Source organism: Segatella intestinalis, from assembly GCF_029348455.1.
Lineage (GTDB): Bacteria > Bacteroidota > Bacteroidia > Bacteroidales > Bacteroidaceae > Prevotella.
In genome coordinates, this window is sequence record NZ_JARJVV010000009.1 from 96,512 (window position 1) to 121,058 (window position 24,547).

Below are 24,547 nucleotides of genomic sequence, written 5' to 3' on the forward strand. Positions count from 1 at the left end.
AATTATGAATAAGATAAAGTTAAGCTTGATATCAGTATTGATAACGTTAAGTGGCGGAATGCTTGCAGGCGAGCCTTTCGGTGTTAACCTCGCCTGTGGTGATTTCGGTTCGGTATTCCCCGGTGAATATAACAGGCATTATACATATCCCACCGATGCGGATCTTGTATACTGGCAGCAGAAAGGACTGATGCTCGTACGTCTGCCTTTCCGCTGGGAACGTCTTCAGCATAAGCCTTACGGACCTTTGTGCCAGGACGATCTGGCTAAGGTGAAAGACTTTGTAAAGGCTGCCGGAAAGCGTGGGATGAAGGTTCTTTTTGACATGCACAACTATTGCCGCCGTATAGATGAGGGCACAGAGAAGATTGTAGGTACGCCCGAATTGTCTTATGAGAGCTATGGGCAGTTCTGGCGTATGATGGCACAGGAGTTCCGCGACTTCGGCAACATCTATGGCTACGGACTGATGAACGAGCCTCACGACCTGCCCGCAAGTGTGTCATGGCACAAAATGGCACAGGTGGCGATAGACTCTATCAGAACCGTGGACACAAAAACTCCTATAGTCGTAGGCGGATATCATTGGAGCTCGGCACGGCGTTGGGTACAGATGAGTGATAACCTTAAGACATTACGTGACCCTGCTGAAAATCTCATATTTGAGGCACATTGCTATTTCGACTTTGACGGCTCGGGCACTTATAAGTTTACATACGAACAGGAAGAGGGAACCCCCAAGCGCGGCGTGGACCTTGTACGCCCTTTTGTGGAATGGCTTAATAAAAACAATCTTCGCGGTATAATAGGCGAATATGGCATACCCGAAGGAGATGAACGTTGGGAGAAGACATTGGACAACTTCCTTTCATATTTGCAGAAGAACGGTGTCCCCGCGCTTTATTGGGCGTCAGGACCATGGTGGACGGATGCCGTAATGACAATCCCGACATACCGAGGCGGCAAGGAGAAGCCTCAGGTTAAGATTATGGAGAAGTATAAGGAGACAAAATAACAGGAGGACCGATAAGCTGTCAGTACACTCCATCAATAAATTATTCACTATGACAAGCAAGTATTTTCTCATAGCTATGATGTTAGTTTCTTCCGCCGTCTATGCCGGTATTCCGTTTACGCACGGTAATCTCAAGGTAGACGGCAGCGGAAGATACCTTGAGCATGACGACGGTACACCTTTTTTATATATGGGTGATACGGCATGGGAGATGCTCTCAAGACTTACGTATGAAGAAGCCTGTGCCTATATGGACAACAGGGTGGGGAAGGGAATAAACGTTATACAGACCGTTCTTCTCTCCGAGCTGGCAGGCATCAGGGATACAACGGCAGCAGGTGTCACGCAGTTAATAAACGGAGATGTCTGCAGCCCCAATCCCCTTTATCTGGCACATGCCGACTCCGTCCTTGCATACGCGGAGCAAATCGGACTGTATCTTGCAATATTACCCACATGGGGTGACAAGGTAGACAAGCAATGGGGCAACGGACCGGAGATATTTAATGAACATAATGCGGAAGAATACGGAAGAATTTTGGGGCGCAGGTGGGCTTCACGCCCTAATATTATATGGATAATAGGAGGCGACCGTGGAGGCGGCGGAAAGAACAGGGCAGTATGGAATGCAATGGCAAGGGGCATAAAGTCTGAGGACAAAGTGCATCTTATGACATATCATCCGCATGGAGAACACTCGTCGTCCATGTGGTTCCACGATGAAGACTGGCTTGACTTTAACATGATACAGACCGGTCATTGTCAGCAGGGGTATGATATATACCGCCGTATGATGTTGCATGACATGGCCCTGAAACCGGTAAAGCCCGTTATGGACGGAGAACCACGGTATGAAGACATACCGCGCAACTTCAAAAAGGAAGACGGCAGGTTTGGGGCTGCCGACGTTAGGCATACGTTATATCAGAGCATGCTTACCGGTGCATGCGGATACACTTACGGCAACAACAATCTGTGGCAGATGTATGCTCCGGGGCGCGAACCCAAGTGTGACGCGCGTACATACTGGTACGACGCGATGAATATGGAGGCTGAATGTCAGCTTATACATTTTGTGAAGCTTTGGCACGAAATACCTTTCAGAGGCGGGTATAATGTTCCGCATTGTGCCGTTCCCGCGGATGAATACGGTTGTGATGAGGCTGTTGCCTTTATTACAGGGGATTATATGCTGTGCTACTTTCCCGGAGGGAACAGCTGGAGACTGACGGTACCTGATACGTTCGGTCACCTGTATGCAGCAGAGTGGATGAATCCCCGTACCGGACAGCGCATGCCCGGAGGTATTTCTGAAGGGTATGTGGTTGATGTGAGTTTGCCGGAGGGTGGTAATGACGACTGGCTTTTGATATTGAAAAAAGAAAAATAATATTAATACAATTATGAAATTAAAGAGTATAAATGAACTTGCACGTGACTATGAGGATCTTGTAAACCGTCATAATGAGGCCGAGACCAGTGTAAATGGCATTTATTGCCGTTATAAGCATCCTGTGCTTACGGCAGAGCATGCCCCGCTGATTTGGCGGTATGACATGAACGAAAATGATAACCCGTTGTGTGAGGAACGCATTTCAATAAATGCCGTGTTTAACTCAGGTGCAATAAAACTGGACGGGAAGTACTATCTTATGGCACGTGTCGAAGGCGCCGACCGCAAGTCATTCTTCGCCATTGCAGAGAGTGACAGTCCTACGGAGGGCTTCCGCTTTTGGGAATATCCGGTCATGATGCCTGAGACACCGGGGGAAATAGATACGAACATGTACGATGCCAGACTGACAAAGCACGAAGACGGATATATCTATGCCTTGTTCTGTGCCGAGCGTAAAGATCCGTCCGCAGAGCCGGGCGACCTTTCTTCGGCGGTTGCAGCAGCGGCAATAGCGAGGACTAAGGACCTTAAGACATGGGAGCGTCTTGATGACGTGAAGACAGATACGCAGCAGCGCAACGTCGTTCTTCATCCGGAGTTCGTAAATGGCAAGTATGTGCTTTACACGCGTCCGCAGGACGGCTTCATAGATACGGGCAACGGAGGCGGAATAGGTTGGGCGCCGATAGATGATATCTGTCATGCTGAGATTCATGATGAAAGGATTATCAATGTGCGTAAGTATCATACTATAAAAGAAGTGAAGAACGGAGAGGGCCCCCATCCTATAAAGACTTCGCGCGGCTGGCTGCATCTCGCTCATGGTGTGCGCGGCTGCGCGGCAGGGCTTCGCTATGTGCTGTATCTCTATGTCACGGCTCTTGACAATCCTTCCAAGGTGATAGCGGAGCCGGCTGGATACTTCATGGCTCCCTTGGGCGAAGAGCGTGTCGGTGATGTCAGCAACGTCCTTTTCTCAAACGGCTGGATAGAAGACAACGGTAGGGTATATATCTATTACGCATCGAGCGACACACGCCTTCATGTGGCAGAGTCAACCGTAGAGCGACTTTTGGACTATTGTTTCAACACACCTTCCGACGGGTTGCGCTCCATAGAGTCTGTTAAGGCTATATATAGGCTTGTGGACAAGAACAAGAGATTACAACAATAATTATAATATATGGCTACGTTAAAAGAGAAAATCGGATATGGGCTTGGCGACATGTCGTCATCCATGTTCTGGAAAATATTCAGCTATTATCTTCCTATCTTTTACAGTGACGTCTTCGGGCTTAGTCTCGGGGCAACGGCAGTGCTGATGCTTGTGACACGTATATGGGATACCGTCTCCGATCCGGTGATGGGCATCATTGCCGACCGCACCGATACAAGATGGGGCAAGTACCGTCCTTGGCTGTTGTGGATGGCTGTTCCGTTTGCAGTTGCAGGATGCCTGTTGTTTATAACCCCGCAGTGTGGCGAGACAGGGCGTTTGGCCTGGGCTTACTTCACATATATGCTTATGATGACAGTCTATACCGCAATCAATGTGCCCTATGGCTCTATGCTCGGTGTGGTTACGGATAATTCAGATGAGAAGACGGTCTTTTCAAGTTACCGGATGTTCTTTGCCTATGCCGGCTCGTTCGTTGCAGTCTTTGCATGGGAGCCTTTGGTAAAGTTCTTTACGGATTTGTGCGGTGGAGATACTCCGCTTATTGCCTTGCAGCATGGCTGGCAGTATGCCATGGTTATAATCTCTGCGGCAACCCTTATCCTCTTCCTGCTCTGTTTCCGGATGACGCGCGAGCATGTACGGCCGCCCAAGACCGGTTCTGTATGGGAAGACCTTAAGGCACTTGCCTCAAATTTTCCATGGTGGCTGATTACCTCGGCGGCTCTTTGTACAAATCTTTTCTGTACGCTTCGCGGTTCGGTTGCAGCATATTACTTTAAATACTATATAGGTGAAACGGCTCATATAGACCTCGGTTTCACGTCTTTCCTGTTCTTTGCGGGCATCTTCCTTGCCGTGGGAGAGGTGTGCAATATGATTGGTGTGGTGCTTGCCGTGCCGATGTCATTCCGGCTTGGTAAGCGAAATACTTTCATTGTCTCGGCTGCATTGCTGGCATTGCTGTCTGTGGCGTTCTTTTATGTTCCGATGACCAATGCTGGTTTCTTTGCAATACTCATCCTTCAGGTGTTAATAAGCATACTTACTGGTATCGTATCTCCGCTTGTATGGTCGATGTATGCAGACGTTGCCGACTATTCTTCCAAAAAGCACGGCACTTCATCGACAGGTCTGATATTCTCTTCCGGTTCCATGGCACAGAAGTTCGGCGGTGCGGTTGCCGGTGCGGCAGTGCTTTGGATACTTGCAGCCTTCGGCCTTGTGCCCAACGCTCCGCAGCAGAGCGACACCGCCATGCTTGGCATACGTCTTGTCATGAGCTATATACCGGCAGCCGTGGCAGTTCTTGAAATAGTTATACTCTTGGCTTATCCTTTGGGAAAGAAGCCAAGGACAGACAACGGATATCAGAAATGAAAAGATTTGCATTATATCTTAAGATTGTCCCGGCAGCCTGTGCCGTGATGTTCTCGCTTGCGTTGCATGCCGGTACTGACAACCTGCGTTGCGAGTATATGACAAATCCTGTAGGCGTGGATGCGGCTCATCCACGTCTAAGCTGGACCTTGCCGGGATTGAAAGACAAGATACGTGTCGTCATGTCGGAAGACAGTCTTGCCGTGGCCAGAGCCGTATACGGAACAAAGCCCGGGCATTCGGACCGTATGCGTGTATACGAGCTCGCCCCGGGTACGCAGGAGTTTGCCGTTGATGACTTTAATCCGGCTCCTGCACGCAGATATTACTGGCGCGTATTCTTCGGAAAGCGCGGTTCCACAGTTGCAAGCTTTGTTACAAACCTGCCGCTGGGCAGTGCGAGGTGGATTACCGACGGCAACGATGCCGCTTACCGCCCGTTGGCATTGTACCGCCATACGGTAAACGTGTCCAAACCTGTAAAAGAAGCGTTTATCACCGTTGCTTCCGCAGGTCTTCACGAAATTATGCTTAACGGAAGGAAAGTTGGCAACCACCGCCTTGACCCTATGTTCACGCGCTTTGACCGGCGCGTGCTCTCCGTCATGCACGATGTTACCGGACTTATGCGCGAGGGCGGCAACGTTGTTACTGTGGAGCTTGGCAACGGGTGGTACAATCACCAGTCAACGGCGGTGTGGTTCTTCCACGAAGCATCGTGGCGCAACCGTCCGCGCTTTGCTGCCAATCTGCTGATACGCTATGAGGACGGCACGGAGGAGCATGTGGTGACCGACGGCAGTTGGCAGACGGCAGAAAGCAGCACGGTCTTCTCAAGCATATATACGGCAGAGCATTACGATGCCCGCTTGTATCCGCAGGAGTCGTCGTGGCACGGTGTCACCGAAACCGTCTGTCCCGCACGTGTCGTATCTTCGCAGGTCATGCATCCCATTAGGCTTACCGCCGTTTACAAGGCGGATAAGATAGACCGCCTGTCCGATACCCTTGCCGTTTATCATTTTCCTAAGAACATTGCCGGTGTCACACGCCTGCATGTACGTGGACCTCGCGGTACGGTGGTGAGGCTTAAACATGGTGAGATGCTTTATGCCGACGGGCGTGTTAACATGGAAAATATTGACTATCACTATCGCCCGACTGATGACAGTGACCCGTTTCAGACAGATGTTGTTACGCTGAGCGGTGGCGATGACGGGTTTGCAGCGCGGTTTGGCTATAAAGGCTTTCAGTATGTCGAGGTAAGCTCTTCCGCACCTTTGGAACTTACCCGGGAGAGTCTTGTTGCCGAAGAGATGCACAGCGATGTGCCACGCATCGGATATTGGCATTCGTCATCTGAATATCTTAATAAGCTTCTTGAGGCGACACAGAATTCTTATCTCAGCAATCTCTTCGGTTATCCTACCGACTGTCCGCAGCGTGAGAAGAACGGCTGGACGGCAGATGCCTACCTCGCCCTTGAGACGGGAATGGCATACAATGACGTTGTTACCGTTTATGAGAAGTGGCTGGCTGACTTCCGCGACGAGCAGCGTCCTGACGGCACACTGCCATGTATTATCCCGACGGACAAGTGGGGATACGACTGGGCGAACGGTGTAGACTGGACAAGTGCCACGGTTATCATTCCATGGCAGATATATTGCTGGCATGGAGACCGCAGGCTTCTTGAACGCCATTACGGCTGCATGGACAGATACGTACGCCACATAGAGACTGTTGCCAAAGACAACCTTACCGACTGGGGGCTTGGCGACTGGATACCCGTAAGGACAACGAGCGACTTGTGTTACACCACGTCTGTCTACTATTATGTCGATGCGGTAATAATGTCAAAGGTGGCAAGACTTCTTGGAAAAGATGCCGACGCTCTTCATTATTCATGTCTTGCCGATGACATACGCTCGGCGATAAACCGCCGCTTTCTCGATGCCGGAAAAGGCTTGTATGCCGGCGGCACGCAGACAGAACTTTCCATGGCACTGTATTGGGGCATTGCTCCTGACTCACTTCGTGCAAAAGTTGCCTCGCAACTTAATGAGCGCGTTGTTGCCGACGGCTTTCATCTCGATGTGGGAGTGCACGGCTGCAAGGCACTGTTAGGTGCGCTGTCCGACAACGGATATGCGGATACCGCCTACAAGGTTGTATGCCAGAAAACATATCCGTCGTGGGGATATTGGATTAGTCAAGGTGCAACCACCCTCCATGAGAACTGGAAGACCGATGTCGTAATAGACAACTCGCTTAACCACATAATGTTCGGAGAAGTGGGAGCGTGGCTCTTCAAGTCGCTTGCCGGAATAACGCCGGATGAGACGGCACCTGGGTTCAGGCTCGTCAACGTCCGTCCCTACTTTCCCGCAGACCTTGACAGCCTTGAGGTGAGCCGTGAGACATATTACGGCAGGCTTGAAACCTCGTGGCGACGCGACGGCGGTGTGATAAGATATACGATAAGCGTGCCTGCTGCGATGACGGCAAACCTTGTGCTGCCCGACGGCAAGGCGCATATAATAAGAGGTGCAAGTAAAACATTTAATATAAAATCAAGATGACAAGGAGAATAAGAATAATATTGCTGATGATTGCCGCCGTGCTTCCTGCGACGGCTCAGTTGCGGCTTCCTGCGATAATGTCAGACCACATGGTAATGCAGCGCAACGAGAAGATACGCTTTTGGGGCTGGGCGGACAAAGGTGCGCGGGTAACGGTGGCTTTAGCCGGAAACACCGCATCTGCCAAGGCCGCACGTGACGGGCGCTGGAGTGTACAGCTGCCCGCGTTGCCGGCAGGCGGACCGTATACTGTGACTGTAAGTTCGAAAAAAGAGACAATAACCCTTGACGATGTTCTTGTGGGCGAGGTGTGGATATGCAGCGGACAGTCCAACATGGAGTTCATGCTCCGTTCGATAAACAACGCTGACGAGGAGATTCGTTCAGCAACAAACGGCAACATCCGTTCGTTCGACGTACAGAAGGATATGGCGCGCTTTCCGAAGGATGACCTGAAAGGCGACTGGAAGATATGCTCTCCGCAGACGGCCGGCAACTTCTCTGCCGTGGGATATCTCTTCTGCCGCGAGATTGCCGAACGTCTTAACGTCCCTGTGGGACTGATAAACACGTCATGGGGAGGTACCGACATAGAAAGCTGGATGAGCATGGAGACGATAGATGCCTTCCCGAAATACCGCCGTCTCATGACACGTCTGCGCTCGGAGGAGCTTGAGGCTTATCTCGCACGTGGTAAGGAGGTGGAGGCTGCGTTCTTGAAAGCCATCGCCGATGAGCCGGGTGAGAAGGAGCAGTGGTATCTTCCTTCGTACTCCAAGAGCGACTGGAAACCCCTGCGTGTGCCCGGGCTGTGGACCGACGATGCCCTTTCGGGTGTTGACGGCGTGGTGTGGACAACGGTGGAGTTCAGCGTCCCCGAGGCTCTTGCCGGACAGCCGGCGATACTTAGTCTTGGAATGATAGACGATGACGACGTCACTTGGATAAACGGAACTAAGGTCGGCTCAACCGTGGGCTATGACATAAAGCGCCGCTACACGGTGCCCTCGGGCGTGTTGAAGGCTGGCAAGAATGAACTTACGGTGAAAATTGTCGACAACCATGCCGGTGGCGGATGCTACGGCTCAAGCGACTTGTTCTTCCTGCAGATAGGTCAGGAACGCCTGTCCATACTCGGCGACGGCTGGAAATACAAGATTGCCGTTGACAATGAGGCGTTCGAATACGTGGAAGACGGTCCCAACGCCTTTCCCTCCCGCCTGTTCAATGCCATGGTGGCTCCCATTGCCGGATATCCTGCACGTGGCTTCGTGTGGTATCAGGGAGAGAACAACGCCCCGCGGGCAGAGGAGTATTACCGCCTTTTCCCGGCAATGATAAACGACTGGCGGAGCCGTTGGAACCGTGCAGACATGCCGTTCTACTGGGTTCAACTTGCCAACTACATGCCTTCAGACGAGCATCCTTCGGCAAGCAACTGGGCGGTGTTGCGCGATGCCCAGAACTCGGCACGCAGTCTGCCGCATACGGGACAGGCTGTGATAATAGACGTGGGTGATGCCGATGACATACATCCGCGTGACAAGCAGACGGTGGGTCATCGTCTTGCGTGCCTTGCCCTGCACAACGACTACGGCATGGCGGACATATACTGTGAAAGTCCGCAGCCGCTTAAAGCTGTGAAGCATGGCGATAACGTGCTTGTAACGTTTGAAAATGTTGCCAGAGGACTAAAGGCAAAGAGCCGTTACGGATATGTCTGCGGCTTTGCCGTTGCGGGTAAAGACGGCAAATACCGCTGGGTAAGGGCAGAGACGTCAGGAATCGATGCCGTGCTGCTCGACTGTACCGGCATCGACAATCCAAAGTCTGTCCGCTATGCCTGGGCTGATAATCCTGACGATGCCAACCTATACAACAGCGCCGGACTGCCTGCTGCACCGTTTGAGAAAGCCGTGGAGGAATGAGGTCCACGGAATACATAGACAAAGAACGGGATGTTTTGACACACCTTTAATAATAGGGCGTTTTGCATAATTAAAGCATAAGAAACCAATGAAACCATACAAGTTTGAACCATATCTGAAGACAACGATATGGGGCGGATACCGTATAGCGCCGTTTAAGGGAATATATACGGCGCAGCCCAACATAGGAGAATCGTGGGAGATATCCGGCGTGCCGGGGCATGAGAGCGATGTCGGGGCGAAGATATATGCAGGGCTGAAGAAGGGCATAACGCCCGAAGACTATGAGCGCATGGCTACGGCGGAACCCATTGGCGGACGCTCGCCCATGCAGAATGTCATAGCCACCCACGAGGCACATCAGGGCGACCTGTTCTTCCTTCCGGCCGGGCGTCTCCACGCCATAGGCGCCAGCAACTTCCTTGCCGAGATACAGCAGACGAGCGACATAACATACCGCGTGTACGACTTCGGCAGGAAAGACGCTCACGACAATCCGCGCGAACTGCACGTTGCAGAGGCACGCGACGCCATAGCCTACAGGGTATGGCCCGAGTACCGCACGTCTTACGACTCTACAAAACCCACGTCGCAGCTCATAAACTGCCCCTATTTCAACGTAAACCGCGTGGTGGTGCAGATGGCGGCACAGATAGATTTCAATGCCGACTCGTTTGTTGTCGTGATGTGCCTTTGGGGTGAAGCCAACATCAACGGCGTGCGTGTCAGCCGCGGCGAGACGCTGCTCGTGGCGGCATGCGAGAATGTTTTATATATTTTTGGTAACGCGACGTTCCTCACGGCGACTATGTGAGGATGTCTTAAAAATATGATTTTATGAAAAGAAACATTTGCGTCTCTGCGGTGTCACTGCTCATATTGCAGGGCATTTCCGCGCAGGACGGCCTTATTGGCAATGCTGTGAGAAATCTTCCGCTGCTGGCTCCGGCGGGCACGGAGATACACTATCAGGGAAGCATAGACAAGACGGGCGGCAATGCCGATTGGGACTGGTACCTCTATGAGGACGCCAACCGTGAGTGGGTGGTCCTTGACGTGGACGGTCCCGGGTGTATACAGAACCTTACGCAGCACCGCTATCTCACGTGCAGCGACCCGCTGTTCCGCTTCTATCTCGACGGCAGCAAGGTGGCGCAGTATGAGGTAAGGCTGTCTGAAATCGGACTGAAGTTCCCTTTCTGCAAGCCGCTTGCCGACAGTTATATTGGTCCCTACGACAACGGGCGCGGACCAATACGTGTGGCGCGCAGCTTTGTGCCGCTGCCTTTCAACAAGAGTTGCAAGGTTACCACCGACGTGCGCCTCTATGGCAATGACCGTATGCGTGGTGAAAGCGGATGGGGACACATCGTGTATCATACGTTCGCATCACCGCAGTCGGACACGCTTGCCGCATATACAGAGAACCTTGAAAACATAAGGCAGTTGAAATCGCATGGTTTCAGCGTGCCTGTAACCTTACCGTCAGATACTACCGTAATAAGGCGCACAGAACTTCGGCCAGGAGAGGCGTGCCTGTTGGCGAGTATGGATAGAAGTGGTGTGCTTTCTGCTGTACGGCTGTTTGCAGATAGGATTGATGCGGAAGCGATGCAGACGGTATGGATGGAGATAACGTTCGACGGGCATGATACGCCCGATGTGCTTTGCCCCATCGGTGCGTTCTTTGGAAACTCGCTTGCTTATAACTCCGTTGAGTATCTGCTCATGGGCGTGACGGAGGGCGGCATGATGTATAACACGTTCCCCATGCCTTTCTGGCAGGGTGTTACCTTGCGTCTGCACAACCGCGGCACTGTCACGTTCGGGCTTGCCGGCGGTACAGTAGTGCATCGTACCAACAACTATCCTTATGAGGCTTCGGGATATTTCCGCAACACACCTTATTATATACGCAGGCATGTGGAAGGCGAAGACAGCCGTGTGGCGCATGCCGACGGTTGCGGCAAGATGGTTGCGGCACATGTCACATGCTGGGCGGAACGCCCTAATGTGATAAGCTGTGAGGGCGATGTCCACGTTTATATTGACGATGAGCAAACTCCACGCGTGCAGAGCGACGGCTCGGAAAGCTATGTCTCTTACGGCTGGGGCTTTCCCACACCGCCCGAAGCGCATCCGTTCGGGGGTTACGACGGCTTGCCTGATAACCCATGGTCTATGACGCGGCTGTGTATATTCGACTGCTATCCCTTTAATAGCAACATTAGTTTTAACATAGAGAGCGGTGAGTACAATAACCAATATCTTGAGCATGCAGGTACAATATTCTATTATGGCAAAGACCATGTGCGGGAGGCACTTACCGACTCTATAGTCGTTGCTGACGGCAGTTCACGCCGCGCCCATAAGTGCCGCATAAAGGGAACTCACCGTATTGCCACTGCAACATCGGTCTATGAGGGAACGTACAACCGCCGTCAGCTCACACATAGCTTCATGTCTTATGGCGAAGGTGCCGAAATTTCATTCCGTGTAAGCATAAATCCTGCCAACGCCGGGGTGCGCCTGCTGCGCATGAGCAATCAGAGGCAGCCACGTCAGCTGGCAGAAGTCTATGTCGATGGTGTAAGGGTGGTTGAGCGCAACTGGTATCATGCTGACGGCAACCCGCATATGCAGTGGCTGGACGATAGCTTTGTAATACCCGAGCGGTATACTACAGGAAAGAGTTCGATCAGCATTTGCATCGTACCGAAAAGTGTCGGTGGCAATGTGGCATGGACAGATGTGGCATACCGTGTTTATTCGTTTGACAGTAGGGAAGGCAGATAGATGTTGTATGGCCTGTACGTAAAAGCCCCCTTGCCGTGATGTGGCAAGGGGTGTCTTTTTGCTTTATATGATAATGTATTTATCAGAAATAGTATGCAGCGTAAATCTGCTATGCGCTGTTGCGCCCTTTAATTGCTTGCTTTACGCCGTCGGTAAATGTAACCTCGCCTGTTTTCCCGCAGGCGATATTATAGTTTGCGCCTATTTCTATGTGCTTTATCAGCGACACACCAGCCCCGAGGTTTACGCTGAAAGTAGATTTCTTAAGTTGCCAAGTGGCTTCATCGAAAATCTTCTTGTCCTTGTCGCCAACGTTGAAACCAAACTGAGGGCCTGCTGCAAAATAAATGCTTGCCAGACTGCCGAGCCCTATGCCATAGCGCAGGTTTATGGGGATGTTTATTGCTTGCTGCTTCAATGTCTCCTTGCCATCGTTCTCTTTTGCATCACTTACTTTGGCCGAACGTTGGTCGTAAAGTGCTGCAATGTCGATGCCAAGCCCTGTAAGAGGAAGTGAGAATTTAAGAGTGGGACCGATAAAAAAGCCGGTCTGGTTGGAAGAATCGAATACTTTCTTGTCTATTGACATGTCGGAAACGTTGTGGCCGCGTTGTTAAGGTTGCTTGTCATTATAATCTGTTTGCTCAGATAAGGTGCTATGTCATCATATCTGATCCAGAACAAGGGGTAAGACTGTGACACATCGCCTTTTTTATTGAGTTACTTGAAAAAGCGGTTCAGTTGCTTCATAGCCTTGTCAAACTGCTTGGCAGGCAACACATAGTTTTTCACAGGATTCATCTTGGCATCATAGACATCGAGGGACCCCTGGGCTGTCTTCTCCAGAATACTGTCCTTCCCTATAATGAAAGCATAGTTCAGATTGCTTCCCACCACATGCCACAGACGCGGAGTCTTATCGGTCATCAGCCGCCCCATAGAATAGTCGTCTGTAGGATTCTTCACACCCAGATATTCCTTCATCAACGTAGGAACCATGTCATAATGAGTAGTACGATGTGTGTACTTATGTGCCTGTTGTCCAGGAACATGCCATATCATTGGCACTCCTATCTGATGAACTGAGAAATTGCTGTTATGCCCCCAGTAGTTGCGATGATTCTCATTGAACTCCTGGCTATGGTCGCCTGTCAGCACAACGATGGTATTATCCATAAGTCCCTGTTTCTTCAAAGCCTCAAACACCTTGCCCAACAGCAAGTCGTCCTGATAGCAGGTGTTGCGATACAGGTTCCAGAAAGGAGTTGGATCCATATCGTTGTTAAGCTTGGTATAATCGGCAAACGCCCATGCTGGTTGGAAATGTTTGTTTTTGTCGGCTGGCAACTCAAAACTATGGGGTAGGTCGAAGAAGAGGAACGAGAAGAAAGGCTTTTTCTTGTCCTTTCTGCCTTCCATATCGGCAATAAACATATTGGCCACTCTCGTATCACGCTCCAAGGCAGTCTTGCCCTTGGTCTCGGTGTGTATGCCGGGCACACCTCCAAAGATAACTCTTCCAAAAGGAGGGTCTGCCCATGTAGCACTGGGATAAGTCTGAATGTCGTAGCCCAGAGCTTGCAATCTGCGGATGAGCAACGGTTGGACACGAGCCGGCTCAAAACTCTCCCAATAATAGCACGACAAACCAAAGAAGAGGCAGAACACACCACTTCGCGTACCATTGCTGCCACTCACATGATTGGCAAACCATTGATTCTGTTCGGCAAACTGATAGGTATGAGGCATACATTCTGGAGTAAGTGCCCTGCGATTCCATGAATCTAACAAGATAACCACAATATTGGGCAGAGAATCGGGTTCCACCGTCTCAAGCTGATGTACGGGATACAGCAAGTCTGTACTCTGTCGACCACTGGTCTGCCCCACTCCTCTTGGCTGTTTGCAGCCCCACTTAAGCAACAAACCATTCGAGGTAGTAGGGAAATAATAAGGCAGCAAGGTGGCACTCTTCATAACCGACTGATGCTGATAGAATGCAGCATATATATGCCATAGATGAGCATAAAGTGTACAGCCTACGAAAATACCTGCCACCAACCAGACATAAGCTTTCTTCCTCAACAGCCACACGCGATGTGACAGATACCAAACGCCCACTACAATGGCGGCAACGATGGCAAATAGTCCTGCTTCCTTAAGATAAAGCAAGGCATCGAAGTTGAATATCTCTCCTGCTCCCTCACCGAAAACCATACTCAACACAAAACCATTGATATGGAAATGGTAGATAGCATAAACCTGAGAGTTAAGATAGTTGAGCACACAGAGCAGCACCACGCCCACTATCTGCACAACCCTTGCTGTCTTGGGAAAACGGCATAACAGCACAAGGAAGCCCAACAGATAAGGCACCAAGGCAAACTGCGAGGCATGGCTCACACAGGATGCTGCAAAGAAAACCCATCCCTCTAAATCCATATAGTCGAGGATGGGACTACCCACGATGTAGAAGCTAAACTGAATAGCTATCAATATTGTGGAAAAGGCATAAAACAAAAATCCTTGTTTCAGGCCATTTATCAATTGATTCTTATAAGTCATATTTAGGTAAAAAACTTTTTTCTTCCAAACTTGTCTATAGCTTCAGGAGTTTGGCAAACTCCCATACCACGATTCCTGCCGTAACGCTGACATTGAGCGAGTGCTTGGTGCCAAACTGAGGTATCTCAAGGCAACCATCACTCATGTCTACCACATTCTGCTTCACCCCTTTTACCTCGTTGCCGAAAATAACGGCATAGCCTGTAGAGTGTGAAGTATTATGAGCATCAGGGAGATTCTGCAGTTTGGTGGAGCCTTCCACCTGCTCGATACTATATACAAAATAGCCTTTCTCCTTCAATTTCTCCACAGCTTCCTCAGTGGTCTTGAAGTATTCCCAGTCTACGCTGTCCTCTCCGCCAAGAGCTGTCTTGTGTATCTCGGCATTAGGAGGCGTGGCAGTAATGCCGCACAGATAAACACCCTCTACACGGAAAGCATCGCATGAGCGAAACACGCTTCCCACATTATACAAAGAGCGTACATCATCGAGAACCACTATCAGGGGCAGTTTCTCTGCTTCCTTGAACTCCTCCAGCGTGAGGCGGTTCATCTCTATCGTTCTTAACTTACGCATTTCCCTCTGCTTCCTTTGTTTTATAGGCCAAGGCGTACATACGTATCTGCTTGATCATGGCCAAGAGACCGTTGCTGCGTGTAGGACTCAAGTGATCTTTCAGACCTATCTTCTCTACAAAATACAGGTCGGCATCCATGATTTCAGAAGGAGTATGACCGCTCAATACACGTATCAAAAGGGCTATAATGCCTTTTACGATGAGCGCATCACTGTCGGCAGTGAAGACAAGTTTACCGTCCTTATAGTCACATTGCAGCCACACACGGCTCTGACAGCCGTCGATTAAGTTCTGCTCGTTCTTGTATTTCTCGTCGAGAGGAGCCAGTTCGTTGCCCAAGTCTATGAGCATCTGATACTTGTCCATCCAGTCGGTAAAGTCCTGAAACTCCTCTACTACCTCGTCCTGCAATTCATTGATTGTCGCCATTATTTTATCTCCTTTATTTCGTTTACAGTTATCAGTTTGTATAGTTTGTCATTAGGGCGCACCTTGCCAGGCACAGGGATAGATACTCTCCAGCCCTGCTTGGCTACCTCTACAGGCTTCAGCTCATAGCGTATCTCATCGGCATTGAGATACATCACACCTGTGGTGTTGCCCGTAATGAGCAGTTTCTGTCCCTGCTCTATCTCAGAAGCCTCTATAGCCACCTCTGCCACACCAAGCTTGGAGAAGTATTTCATCACTTTGCCCACGAGCACCTTCTTCTCAGTAGCTACAGAGCCATAGTGCTTGTTCCATTCGCCAAGAGTCTGTCCCTGGTAATATCCGTCCCAGAAACCACGATTGAAGACAGTAGCCAACTTCTCGTCCCAGGCATCCTTCTTCTCCTCAGTAAAGGTTCCGTCGAGCACAGAGGCTATAGCCTCCTTGTAGCATTTCACTACGGTATATACATATTCTGCACCACGTGCACGTCCCTCTATCTTGAACACACGCACACCTGCATCCATCATACGGTCGATGAAACGTATGGTCTTCAGATCTTTAGGACTCATCACATACTTGTTGTCTATCTCGAGCTGATTGCCTGTTTCATTGTCTGTAACCGTATAGCTTCGACGACATATCTGCACACACTCTCCTCGGTTGGCAGAACGGTTGGCATTGGCAAGACTCATATAGCACTTGCCCGATACAGCCATGCACAAAGCACCATGACAGAACATCTCTATTCTGATTTTCTTGCCCATAGGGCCGCAGATGTTCTGGCGTTCTATCTCTTCATGGATATGCTTCACCTGGTCCATATTCAGTTCGCGTGCCAGTACCGACACATCAGCAAAACGGGCATAGAACTTCAGTGCCTCGGTGTTTGAGATGTTGAGCTGAGTAGAAAGGTGTACCTCCTCTCCTACCTCATTACAGTAGGCCATGACAGCCACATCGCTGGCTATAACAGCCGAGATGCCTGCCTCCTTGGCTGCATCAATGATTTCTTTCATCGTAGCAATATCGTCATCATATATCACAGTATTTACCGTCAGATATGTCTTGATGCCGTGTTCATTGCAGGTGGCTGCTATTTCGCGCAGGTCGTCGATGGTAAAATGGTTGGCAGAGTGTGAACGCATATTCAACTTGCCAATACCGAAGTATACCGAGTCTGCACCAGCCTGTATGGCAGCAGCCAACGACTCGCGTGAGCCTACTGGTGCCATGACCTCAAATTCTTTTATCTTATCATTCATAAATGTCATTTATTACTTTGCGGCTGCAAAGTTACGCAAAAAAAACTAAGTTCACAAGTTTGAGTTTCATTATCTTATGAACTTTTCGCTCTATAACTCATTTGTAAGAAGATAATAGTCCCCTATAACTGTCGATAGGATTAGCAGCAAAAGCCATAAAACGACAAAGAGCCTTGACCTAAAAGTCAAGACTCTTGCCACGATAAAAGTCGAGAAGACTGTTCTGATAGAGCGACTCATACTTGGCTTGCACCATGTCGCTCTGTGCCTTGAGGAGATTGTTTTTAGCCTCATTAAACTCAGTAATGCTGGCCTTACCATTCTCGTACTTTCCCTGAGTAAGCCGGAAGGCATCCTCATTGCTTGCCACAGCCTGTCGGCTGCTCACATAGCGCGACTCGGCAGCTATGGCATTGTAGTACACCTGCTGAATCTCCTTATAAAGAGATTTCTTGGCATCCTCTAACTTAAGTACCTGATTGTCACGGTCTATACGGGCTGAACGCACACTGTTGCGGGTGGAGAAACGATTGAAGATAGGCACGTTGAGACTCAAACCAAGATACTGGCTGAAATTGTTTTTAAGTTGCTTGCCAAACGATTCGGCATCAAAACCACTCGTCTTGTAGTAGTTGCTGCCCAGCCCTGCATTGAACGCCAGTTGAGGATAATAAGCCGATTTGGCTATAAAAACAGAATGGTCGGCTCCCTTAACACGCAACTCCTGTGCTTTGATCTCGGGTTTGCTCACAAGGGCATCGGCAAAGACGACAGAGGGAGATGCAGGCACATAAGACTCGGGATTGATATGCGAGGTCTCAGGGCGCAGGATAGAGAAGCCATCGGGCGAGGGGAGTTCGAGCAACTGCGACAGGTCGAGTAGGGAGAGCTGGCAGTTGTTGCTGGCTGTGGTAAGCGTAAGCTGGCTCTGCGCCAAAGCAGCTTTCTGCTGAGAGAGTTCTGCCACACTTGCCTTACCATTCTCTACAATAGTCTGCAGGCGAGCCACTTGCATGGAGTCGATACTCACCTGTCGGCGAGCCACATCGGCTATCTCCATATTATTAAGAGCCTCGATGTATGCCTTGGCCACATTCATACTCAAATCGTTGCGTGCCTTACTCAGGTCGGCATCAGCTGCATCAAGATTGAGTTTGCTAAGACGTATGTTGTGAGTCGTCTTGTTGCCATCGAAGAGAGAGACTGTTGTTCCCAATGAGAAAGAGGTAGAACTGGTGGTACGGTCTTCGTAAGTATTCTGTGCCGTCAGTCCACGACCAAAGGAGATGTTCTCGCCAACCGAGGCATTGAGGTCGGGTAGGCGAGAGTTCTTATTGGTATTGAGCTGCAAAGCCTGCTGCTCGCGTATGTTCTGCATCTGCTTCACCGTGATATTGTGCTCTAAAGCATAGTCGATGCACTGGCGAAGGCTCCATGCCTTCTGTGCCTGAGCCTCGCCCAAAGCAAAGAAAGCCATTGCCGACAATATAGTAAAACGGATATTCATCATTTTCATGCTTTATTTATTAGTATGCTTATTCATCATCCTTGTTGTCTGCCACAATCTCAGGACCTCTCACTCTGTCTTTCAGCGACAAGCCCTTCTTAATCTCAATATTCACGCCGTCGCTCAGTCCTGTCACCACCTGCTTGCGCTCATAGGTTTTCTTCTCACCACTACCCTTGACAATATATACAAAGGTACTGTCGCCACTAAACTCGATGGCACTCTCGGGCACGGTAACAACATTCAAGGCCTTGGCCAGAACTATCTCTGCATTGGCACTATAGCCAGAGCGAATCTTGCCACCCTTGACAGAACGAACAGCAGCCTTCACCTCAAACTGGTTGGCACCATTGTTCTCTACAGCCTTAGGAGAAATATACTCCAAGTCGGCATCAAACTTAAGATCCTGCATGGCACCAATGGTAATCTTCATCGGCATTCCTATAACAAGATTTCCCACCTCTGTCTCGTCGATGTTGCCACGGAAGATAAGGTCGTTCATATTTGCCACACTGGCTATGGTAGTACCGTCATTGAAGGTATTGGAAAGAATGACCGAGTTGCCCACCTTGACAGGAATATCGAGAATAATACCCGAGATAGTGGAACGTATGAGGGTAGAAGAGGCATTGGCATTACTCTTCGACAAACCATCACGTACAACTTCGAGAGCATCTTCGGCAGCCACCTTTTCCTCGCGTGCCTGCTTGAGAGCCTGCTTTACCTTGTCGAACTCGTCGGCGCTTACCAACTGCTTCTTATACAGGTTGTCCTCACGTCCGAAGTCTACCTGTGCCTGCTTCAGATTGATTTCAGCCAGGCGCACACGAGCCTGAGCGCTGCTAAGCTGTCCCATATCGGGAATCACCTTTACCTTGGCTATCACCTCGCCAGCCTGCACATAGTCGCCAGCCTCCTTGCAAATCTCGGTAATAATACCGCTTATCTGTGGCTTTACGCTTACCTCGTTGCGTGGTTCTATCTTACCTGTTATGACGGTGGTTTTCAACACATCACCCATCTTAGGTACAAACTCGCTATACTCGGTAGCTTTGGGTTGAGATTTCTGATACAGGAAGACGAATGTTCCTACAAAAATCAAGGCGACAATGGCCGCTACAATCAGTTTGGAATACTTTTTCATATCGTTGTTTTTTTATATTTTCATGATGTAACTTATTGAACTTTAGCTGGATAGTTTATTCATCACGCATAGCATCTACGGGTTTGATACTCATGGCTCGCCAGGCGGGTGCCAGTCCTGCCAAACCTCCAAGGAGACTGATGAGCAGGGCAGAGAAGATGGCCGTCCAGAAGTTGACCTGGAAGTGGGCTGCCAAAATACCGTCTGTGGTATTGGCCAATTCTATCAGCTGCAGGATTGCCACACCGAAGATAATGCCACTCATACCTGCTACAAGGGTCAGGATAATACTCTCCGAGATGATTTGTGACAGTATCATCCTGGGAGTGGCGCCGATGGCACGCCGGATTCCTATCTCGGTGGTGCGTTCCTTTACCGTTACCATCATGATGTTGCTCACACCGATAGCTCCGGCCAACAGGGTGCCTATGCCTACCAACCAGATGAGGAAGTTGACTCCATTAAACAGGTTGTCGAGCATCTGGAAGAGTACCTCGGTATTGAACACCATGAGTCCTTTTTCGTCAGTAGGATCAATGGAGTGGGCACGTGCAATGGTTTCGCGCATACGCTGCGACAACTTGCTCATCACAACACCTTTATTGCCCGTTACGGCTATGATATCGACAGCTGTACCACGATTATAGGCTGTACGCAAGACAGACAGGGGTAGGGTGATAGTCTCGTCGGCCTGTCCTCCAAGGTTCACTCCATTGCCCGAACGGTAGTCTACTCCCACTACGGTATAGTAGGTGGAATCCACCCTGACCGTCTTGCCACATGGGTCGCCGCCACCTGGGAAGAGATTCTTATAGATCTGTTTTCCAATGACACATACCTTGCGCTGCTGGCGCACATCCATATCGTTGATGTATCTGCCATAAAACATCTTTGGAACAGAGACTTTTGCATAATCAGAATTGACGCCCTGTGCGCTGCCACTGAAACTCTTGTCGGCAAAGACAACATTTTTTCTTCCTCCGAAGAGGAGCGGGGTGATGACATCGAGTTCAGGCATCCGCTGGCGCAGTCGTTCCAGGTCTTTTTCCTCCATCTGCCAGGAACGTCCTTTATTGAATCCTTTATAAGGTTTGGTGGTATTCTGTGCCCATATTACTGCGGTATTGGTGGCAAATCCAGAGAAGTTAGCTTGCAGCAACTCCTTCAGTCCCTGTCCACCTCCCATCAGGACAATGAGCATGAACACACCCCAGAACACACCGAAACCTGTCAAGAGACTACGGCTCTTGTTTCTCGTGATGGTGTCGAGAATCTCCTTATATGTATCTAAATCGAAACGCATATATTAAAGGTGTAAGCCTAATTAAAAATTAAACACTTCACATTAAACATTAAATGACTATTCCGCTCTCAACGCCTCTATAGGACGTATTTTAGCTGCCTTGATAGCAGGTATGAGTCCGGCAATGGTTCCTGCTATCACGATGGTGATGGTGGCTCCGATACAAGTACCTATACCCACTGTGGGGTTGACAAACATGGCTGCTTTGAAAAGTCCCGTATCTACGGTAGTATGACCTATGGTTTTGTCCATCAGCTCATTGGCTGCCACGCCACACACCATACCTATATATCCAAAGAACGAAGTGATGATGATACTCTCGGTGATGATGAGCTTCAATATTGACCAAGGTTTGGCTCCTATGGCCTTGCGCACACCAAATTCGCGGGTCCGTTCCTTTACGGTGATGAGCATAATGTTGCTCACGCCCACGATGCCGCTCAGTAGGGTAAAGAGTCCTATTATCCAGAGGGCAGACTGGATGATGGCGATACCCTGATTCATCTGTATATTGTCCAAATAGCGGTTCCACAGCCATAGACTTCGCTCGTCATCAGGAGCTGCCTGATGGTTCTTGTTGATGCTGGCACGATAATTTTTCTCAAAGGCCTGATTGTCTTCCTCACTCTTCATATTCTTGAGTGTAAACTCAATGTCGCCAGCCTTGTCGCCCTTGGCATAAATGGTCTTGACGGTATAGAAAGAGGTGAATGCCTCGTTATTCTGTCGCGTCTCATCGTCCTTGTAGATTCCTACCACCTTGAAGGAAAGGTCACCCAACTTGACATTCTTGCCTACAAGCAACCGATAGTCTTTTACCAGTTCCTTGGCCTGACTACGACTCATCACAACCACCTTTCTGCGCTGCTGCATATCTATTTGATTGATGAATCGCCCTTTCAGCATCTCTATTTTGTTGATTTTGGTATGGGAAGGATAAACACCTGTCAGCGTCTGGTCGGCTATATAGTTGTCGCCATAATTGATATTCACACTATATTGCTGCAGCTGTCCGCCCACATCGCCTACCTGATGTGCATAGACATGATCGGTGATGAGCATATCCTTGTCGTTGAGATCGATAGGTCTTCCTTCTTTCAGACCATTATAGGCCTTCGAAGTGTTCTGTCCATATACTACCATTGAGTTGGCCAGAAATCGGTCACTCTGCTGCAACTGGGCGTTGATGAGCCCATTGCCTGCTCCCAAGAGGAAGATGAGCATAAAGATGCCCCATGCCACGGCAAAGCCTGTAAGCGATGTACGAAGCTTGTTGCGCTTCGACGTACTCCATATCTCTGACAGGAGTGAGGAGTGAAAGGTGAAGGATGAAAATTTCATTTGCATTAATTATTTATAAGTTAGTAAAGCCGAAGAACTATACGAGGAAGTCATTAGAATTCTTCTCTCTTTACTCTTTACTCTTCGTTCTTCACTTACTTGACGTAGTCTTTCGACACAAGATGATGATCCCAGTTGTCCTCTATACTTCCTATGAGTCCATCCTTGATATGTATTACCTTGTCGGTCTCGTTGGCCACACCGCTTTCATGAGTCACCACCACAATGGTCATGCCTTCTTTCTGGTGCAGTTCCTTCAGCAGGTCCATCACCTCGACACTTGTCTTGGAATCGAGTGCACCGGTAGGTTCATCGGCAAGGATAATCTGTGGTTTGGTAATGAGGGCACGGGCTATGGCCACACGCTGCTTCTGTCCACCCGACATCTCGTTAGGGTAGTGGTTCGCCCATTGCGCCAAGCCTAACTTGTCGAGATACTGCATAGCCAACTCATGGCGCTTACGGCGACCCACTCCCTGGTAAAATAATGGCAATTCTACATTTTCTACTGCTGTCTTGAACGAGATGAGATTGAACGACTGAAAGATGAATCCTATCATTTTGTTGCGATATTCAGCAGCCCGAGTCTCGCTCAAGTCTTTGATAATCACATCATTCAGACGGTACTCACCCGAATCGTAATTATCGAGTATACCCAATATGTTGAGCAGGGTAGACTTTCCTGAACCCGATGCACCCATGATACTCACAAACTCGCCACGCTCTATGTCGAGACTGATACCTTTCAGCACATGCAGGGGCTGTGCACCCTGATAGGTCTTATTGACGTCTTTTAAGTGAATCATTGTCTTGAATGGTTTAATATTTATTTGAGCACTTTGAGTTGAGTAGTATCAATGTCGGTCGCTCCCTTGTCATTGATACTTATTTGCTTCGTTGTACCCGTTATATCCATATCGGTAGATCCAAACGAATTAACTTTGATGTGGTCACAATCGGCAGTAAGATGTGAGTCGAAACTGCCATAATTGGAAACCTCGAAGTCTCTTCCCTTAAGACCAAAACTGCCGTCAAATGAACCATAATTATTGATAAAGGCAGAACCTGTAATATGCATCATTTTATCAATATCGAAAGAACCATTATTGTTGATATGTACAGAACCTGCTATATTCATGTCGTTATTGATATCCAGTGAACCATAATTGTTGATTCGAAGAGAATCTGTAATCTGCATAGGATTATCAATATCTAAAGAACCATTATTGTCAATAGATACATAGCCAGCCCTCACTGTTCCCTTGTCGTAATCGAACGAACCTTGGTTGGAAATCGCCAAAGACTTACTCTGATTGATGTCGCCATAGAAATCTAAAGCTCCATTGTTGCTGATTTGGTCGATAGAGGGAGCACTGATATAAACTTTAAGACTATAAGAGGAAGTATTGTAGAAATGGGCATATCTGTTCATGATATTCAGTACTCCATCGGTAACCTCAAGTTTGGCCTGTGCTATACATTGCTCGGTGCCTTCCACTGAAACACTATAGGCAGCCGACTGCGTATAGTAAACATCAATACCTATCGCATTGCTGATGGCATGAAAGTTTTTTAAGGCGAACGACTGCTTGATGACTTTCTCGTTATCCAGATTTTTTACTTGTTGTGGAACATTCTGCTTGCCCACAAGATTGACACAACTGGTGAAACTCAGTGTAGCAAACAGTGCTGTTATTATCATTTTTGTTTTCATTTTCTTCATGTATTTATGGGGGTTAAAAAACTTCTATTGCAGCATTACATCTATCTCATCGAGTTTACTCTGCAAGGCTTCCTTCACCTCATCGAGTGAAATGTCGAGCAAAACCATTTGGCGGGCCAACTCGGGCAGGCGTTCTTTCATAAACTCCTGCTTGCGAGTCTTCTTGATCTGTCGCTTGGCTCCTGATGATACGAAATAGCCCAGCCCTCGTTTGTTGTAGATGATGCCTTCTGAAGCCAACTGGTCGTACGATTTGACTGTGGTATTGGTGTTTACCTCGAGCAAGACTGCATATTCACGCACACTTGGCACACGCTCGTCTTCTCGATATTTACCTGCCAGTATCTCGTCGCACAATCGTTCGGCTATCTGTATGTATATCGCCTTGTCGTTGCTGAAATCCATAGTTTGTTTTTTA

General features: G+C 49.1%; 19 protein-coding genes and 2 pseudogenes. 8 read left to right on the top strand and 13 right to left on the bottom strand.

Annotated elements, in window-relative coordinates; all coding sequences use genetic code 11:
• The first annotated feature begins 4 nt into the window (after positions 1-4).
• The 8 genes from P3T48_RS07555 to P3T48_RS07590 all read left to right on the top strand — a co-directional run bounded on the left by P3T48_RS07555 (position 5) and on the right by P3T48_RS07590 (position 12,274).
• Complete coding sequence (locus P3T48_RS07555) at positions 5-1,015, top strand: glycoside hydrolase family 5 protein (RefSeq protein WP_276506253.1); 1,011 nt, start codon at positions 5-7, stop codon at positions 1,013-1,015.
• Positions 1,016-1,094: 79 nt separating this feature from the next.
• On the top strand, positions 1,095-2,405 hold the full coding sequence (locus tag P3T48_RS07560) for a glycoside hydrolase family 140 protein (protein WP_276506254.1): 1,311 nt from the start codon (positions 1,095-1,097) through the stop codon (positions 2,403-2,405).
• Positions 2,406-2,418: 13 nt separating this feature from the next.
• Positions 2,419-3,585, top strand: a complete 1,167-nt coding sequence (locus P3T48_RS07565) for a glycoside hydrolase family 130 protein (protein ID WP_276506255.1) — start codon at positions 2,419-2,421, stop codon at positions 3,583-3,585.
• Positions 3,586-3,594: 9 nt separating this feature from the next.
• On the top strand, positions 3,595-4,968 hold the full coding sequence (locus P3T48_RS07570; protein ID WP_276506256.1) for an MFS transporter: 1,374 nt from the start codon (positions 3,595-3,597) through the stop codon (positions 4,966-4,968).
• Positions 4,965-7,550 carry an alpha-L-rhamnosidase gene (locus tag P3T48_RS07575; protein WP_276506257.1) on the top strand — a complete coding sequence of 862 codons (2,586 nt, stop codon included), beginning with the start codon at positions 4,965-4,967 and terminating at the stop codon, positions 7,548-7,550. Before P3T48_RS07570 ends, P3T48_RS07575 begins: the two co-directional genes overlap by 4 nt.
• Positions 7,547-9,478 carry a sialate O-acetylesterase gene (locus tag P3T48_RS07580; RefSeq protein WP_276506258.1) on the top strand — a complete coding sequence of 644 codons (1,932 nt, stop codon included), beginning with the start codon at positions 7,547-7,549 and terminating at the stop codon, positions 9,476-9,478. The genes P3T48_RS07575 and P3T48_RS07580 overlap by 4 nt, the downstream gene beginning before the upstream one ends.
• 211 nt (positions 9,479-9,689) lie before the next feature.
• Positions 9,690-10,292: a class I mannose-6-phosphate isomerase gene (locus P3T48_RS07585; protein ID WP_276506259.1), complete on the top strand. Its 603-nt coding sequence runs from the start codon at positions 9,690-9,692 to the stop codon at positions 10,290-10,292.
• A gap of 23 nt (positions 10,293-10,315) precedes the next feature.
• The gene (locus P3T48_RS07590) at positions 10,316-12,274 is read left to right on the top strand and encodes a DUF2961 domain-containing protein (RefSeq protein WP_276506260.1); all 1,959 of its coding nucleotides are present in this window, start codon (positions 10,316-10,318) and stop codon (positions 12,272-12,274) included.
• A gap of 109 nt (positions 12,275-12,383) precedes the next feature.
• On the opposite strand, the pseudogene P3T48_RS07595 reads toward P3T48_RS07590, so the two are convergent.
• The 13 genes and pseudogenes from P3T48_RS07595 to P3T48_RS07655 all read right to left on the bottom strand — a co-directional run.
• Positions 12,384-12,881: pseudogene (locus P3T48_RS07595) on the bottom strand (porin family protein); the annotation flags it as partial.
• Positions 12,875-12,982 (bottom strand): annotated as a pseudogene (locus P3T48_RS07600) (type IX secretion system ring subunit PorN/GldN); the annotation flags it as partial. The pseudogenes P3T48_RS07595 and P3T48_RS07600, both read right to left, overlap by 7 nt.
• A gap of 12 nt (positions 12,983-12,994) precedes the next feature.
• Complete coding sequence (locus P3T48_RS07605; RefSeq protein WP_276506261.1) at positions 12,995-14,839, bottom strand: sulfatase-like hydrolase/transferase; 1,845 nt, start codon at positions 14,837-14,839, stop codon at positions 12,995-12,997.
• 34 nt (positions 14,840-14,873) lie between these two features.
• Complete coding sequence (locus tag P3T48_RS07610; protein ID WP_276506262.1) at positions 14,874-15,416, bottom strand: RNA methyltransferase; 543 nt, start codon at positions 15,414-15,416, stop codon at positions 14,874-14,876.
• Positions 15,409-15,846, bottom strand: coding sequence for a SufE family protein (locus P3T48_RS07615; protein WP_217758197.1), 438 nt, complete (start codon positions 15,844-15,846; stop codon positions 15,409-15,411). The genes P3T48_RS07610 and P3T48_RS07615 overlap by 8 nt, the downstream gene beginning before the upstream one ends.
• Positions 15,846-17,111, bottom strand: a complete 1,266-nt coding sequence (locus P3T48_RS07620; protein WP_217758196.1) for a peptidase U32 family protein — start codon at positions 17,109-17,111, stop codon at positions 15,846-15,848. The genes P3T48_RS07615 and P3T48_RS07620 overlap by 1 nt, the downstream gene beginning before the upstream one ends.
• 178 nt (positions 17,112-17,289) lie before the next feature.
• Positions 17,290-18,627 carry a TolC family protein gene (locus P3T48_RS07625; RefSeq protein ID WP_346429599.1) on the bottom strand — a complete coding sequence of 446 codons (1,338 nt, stop codon included), beginning with the start codon at positions 18,625-18,627 and terminating at the stop codon, positions 17,290-17,292.
• A gap of 19 nt (positions 18,628-18,646) precedes the next feature.
• Positions 18,647-19,762: an efflux RND transporter periplasmic adaptor subunit gene (locus P3T48_RS07630; protein ID WP_276506263.1), complete on the bottom strand. Its 1,116-nt coding sequence runs from the start codon at positions 19,760-19,762 to the stop codon at positions 18,647-18,649.
• Positions 19,763-19,817: 55 nt separating this feature from the next.
• On the bottom strand, positions 19,818-21,065 hold the full coding sequence (locus tag P3T48_RS07635) for an ABC transporter permease (protein WP_276506264.1): 1,248 nt from the start codon (positions 21,063-21,065) through the stop codon (positions 19,818-19,820).
• Positions 21,066-21,122: 57 nt separating this feature from the next.
• Positions 21,123-22,406 (bottom strand): ABC transporter permease, encoded by a 1,284-nt coding sequence (locus P3T48_RS07640; RefSeq protein ID WP_276506265.1) that lies wholly within the window; start codon positions 22,404-22,406, stop codon positions 21,123-21,125.
• A 95-nt stretch (positions 22,407-22,501) separates the two neighbouring features.
• Complete coding sequence (locus tag P3T48_RS07645) at positions 22,502-23,212, bottom strand: ABC transporter ATP-binding protein (protein ID WP_276506266.1); 711 nt, start codon at positions 23,210-23,212, stop codon at positions 22,502-22,504.
• Positions 23,213-23,232: 20 nt separating this feature from the next.
• Positions 23,233-24,108 carry a GIN domain-containing protein gene (locus tag P3T48_RS07650; protein WP_276506267.1) on the bottom strand — a complete coding sequence of 292 codons (876 nt, stop codon included), beginning with the start codon at positions 24,106-24,108 and terminating at the stop codon, positions 23,233-23,235.
• A gap of 45 nt (positions 24,109-24,153) precedes the next feature.
• Positions 24,154-24,534 (bottom strand): GntR family transcriptional regulator, encoded by a 381-nt coding sequence (locus P3T48_RS07655; RefSeq protein ID WP_276506268.1) that lies wholly within the window; start codon positions 24,532-24,534, stop codon positions 24,154-24,156.
• Between the last annotated feature and the right edge of the window lie 13 nt (positions 24,535-24,547).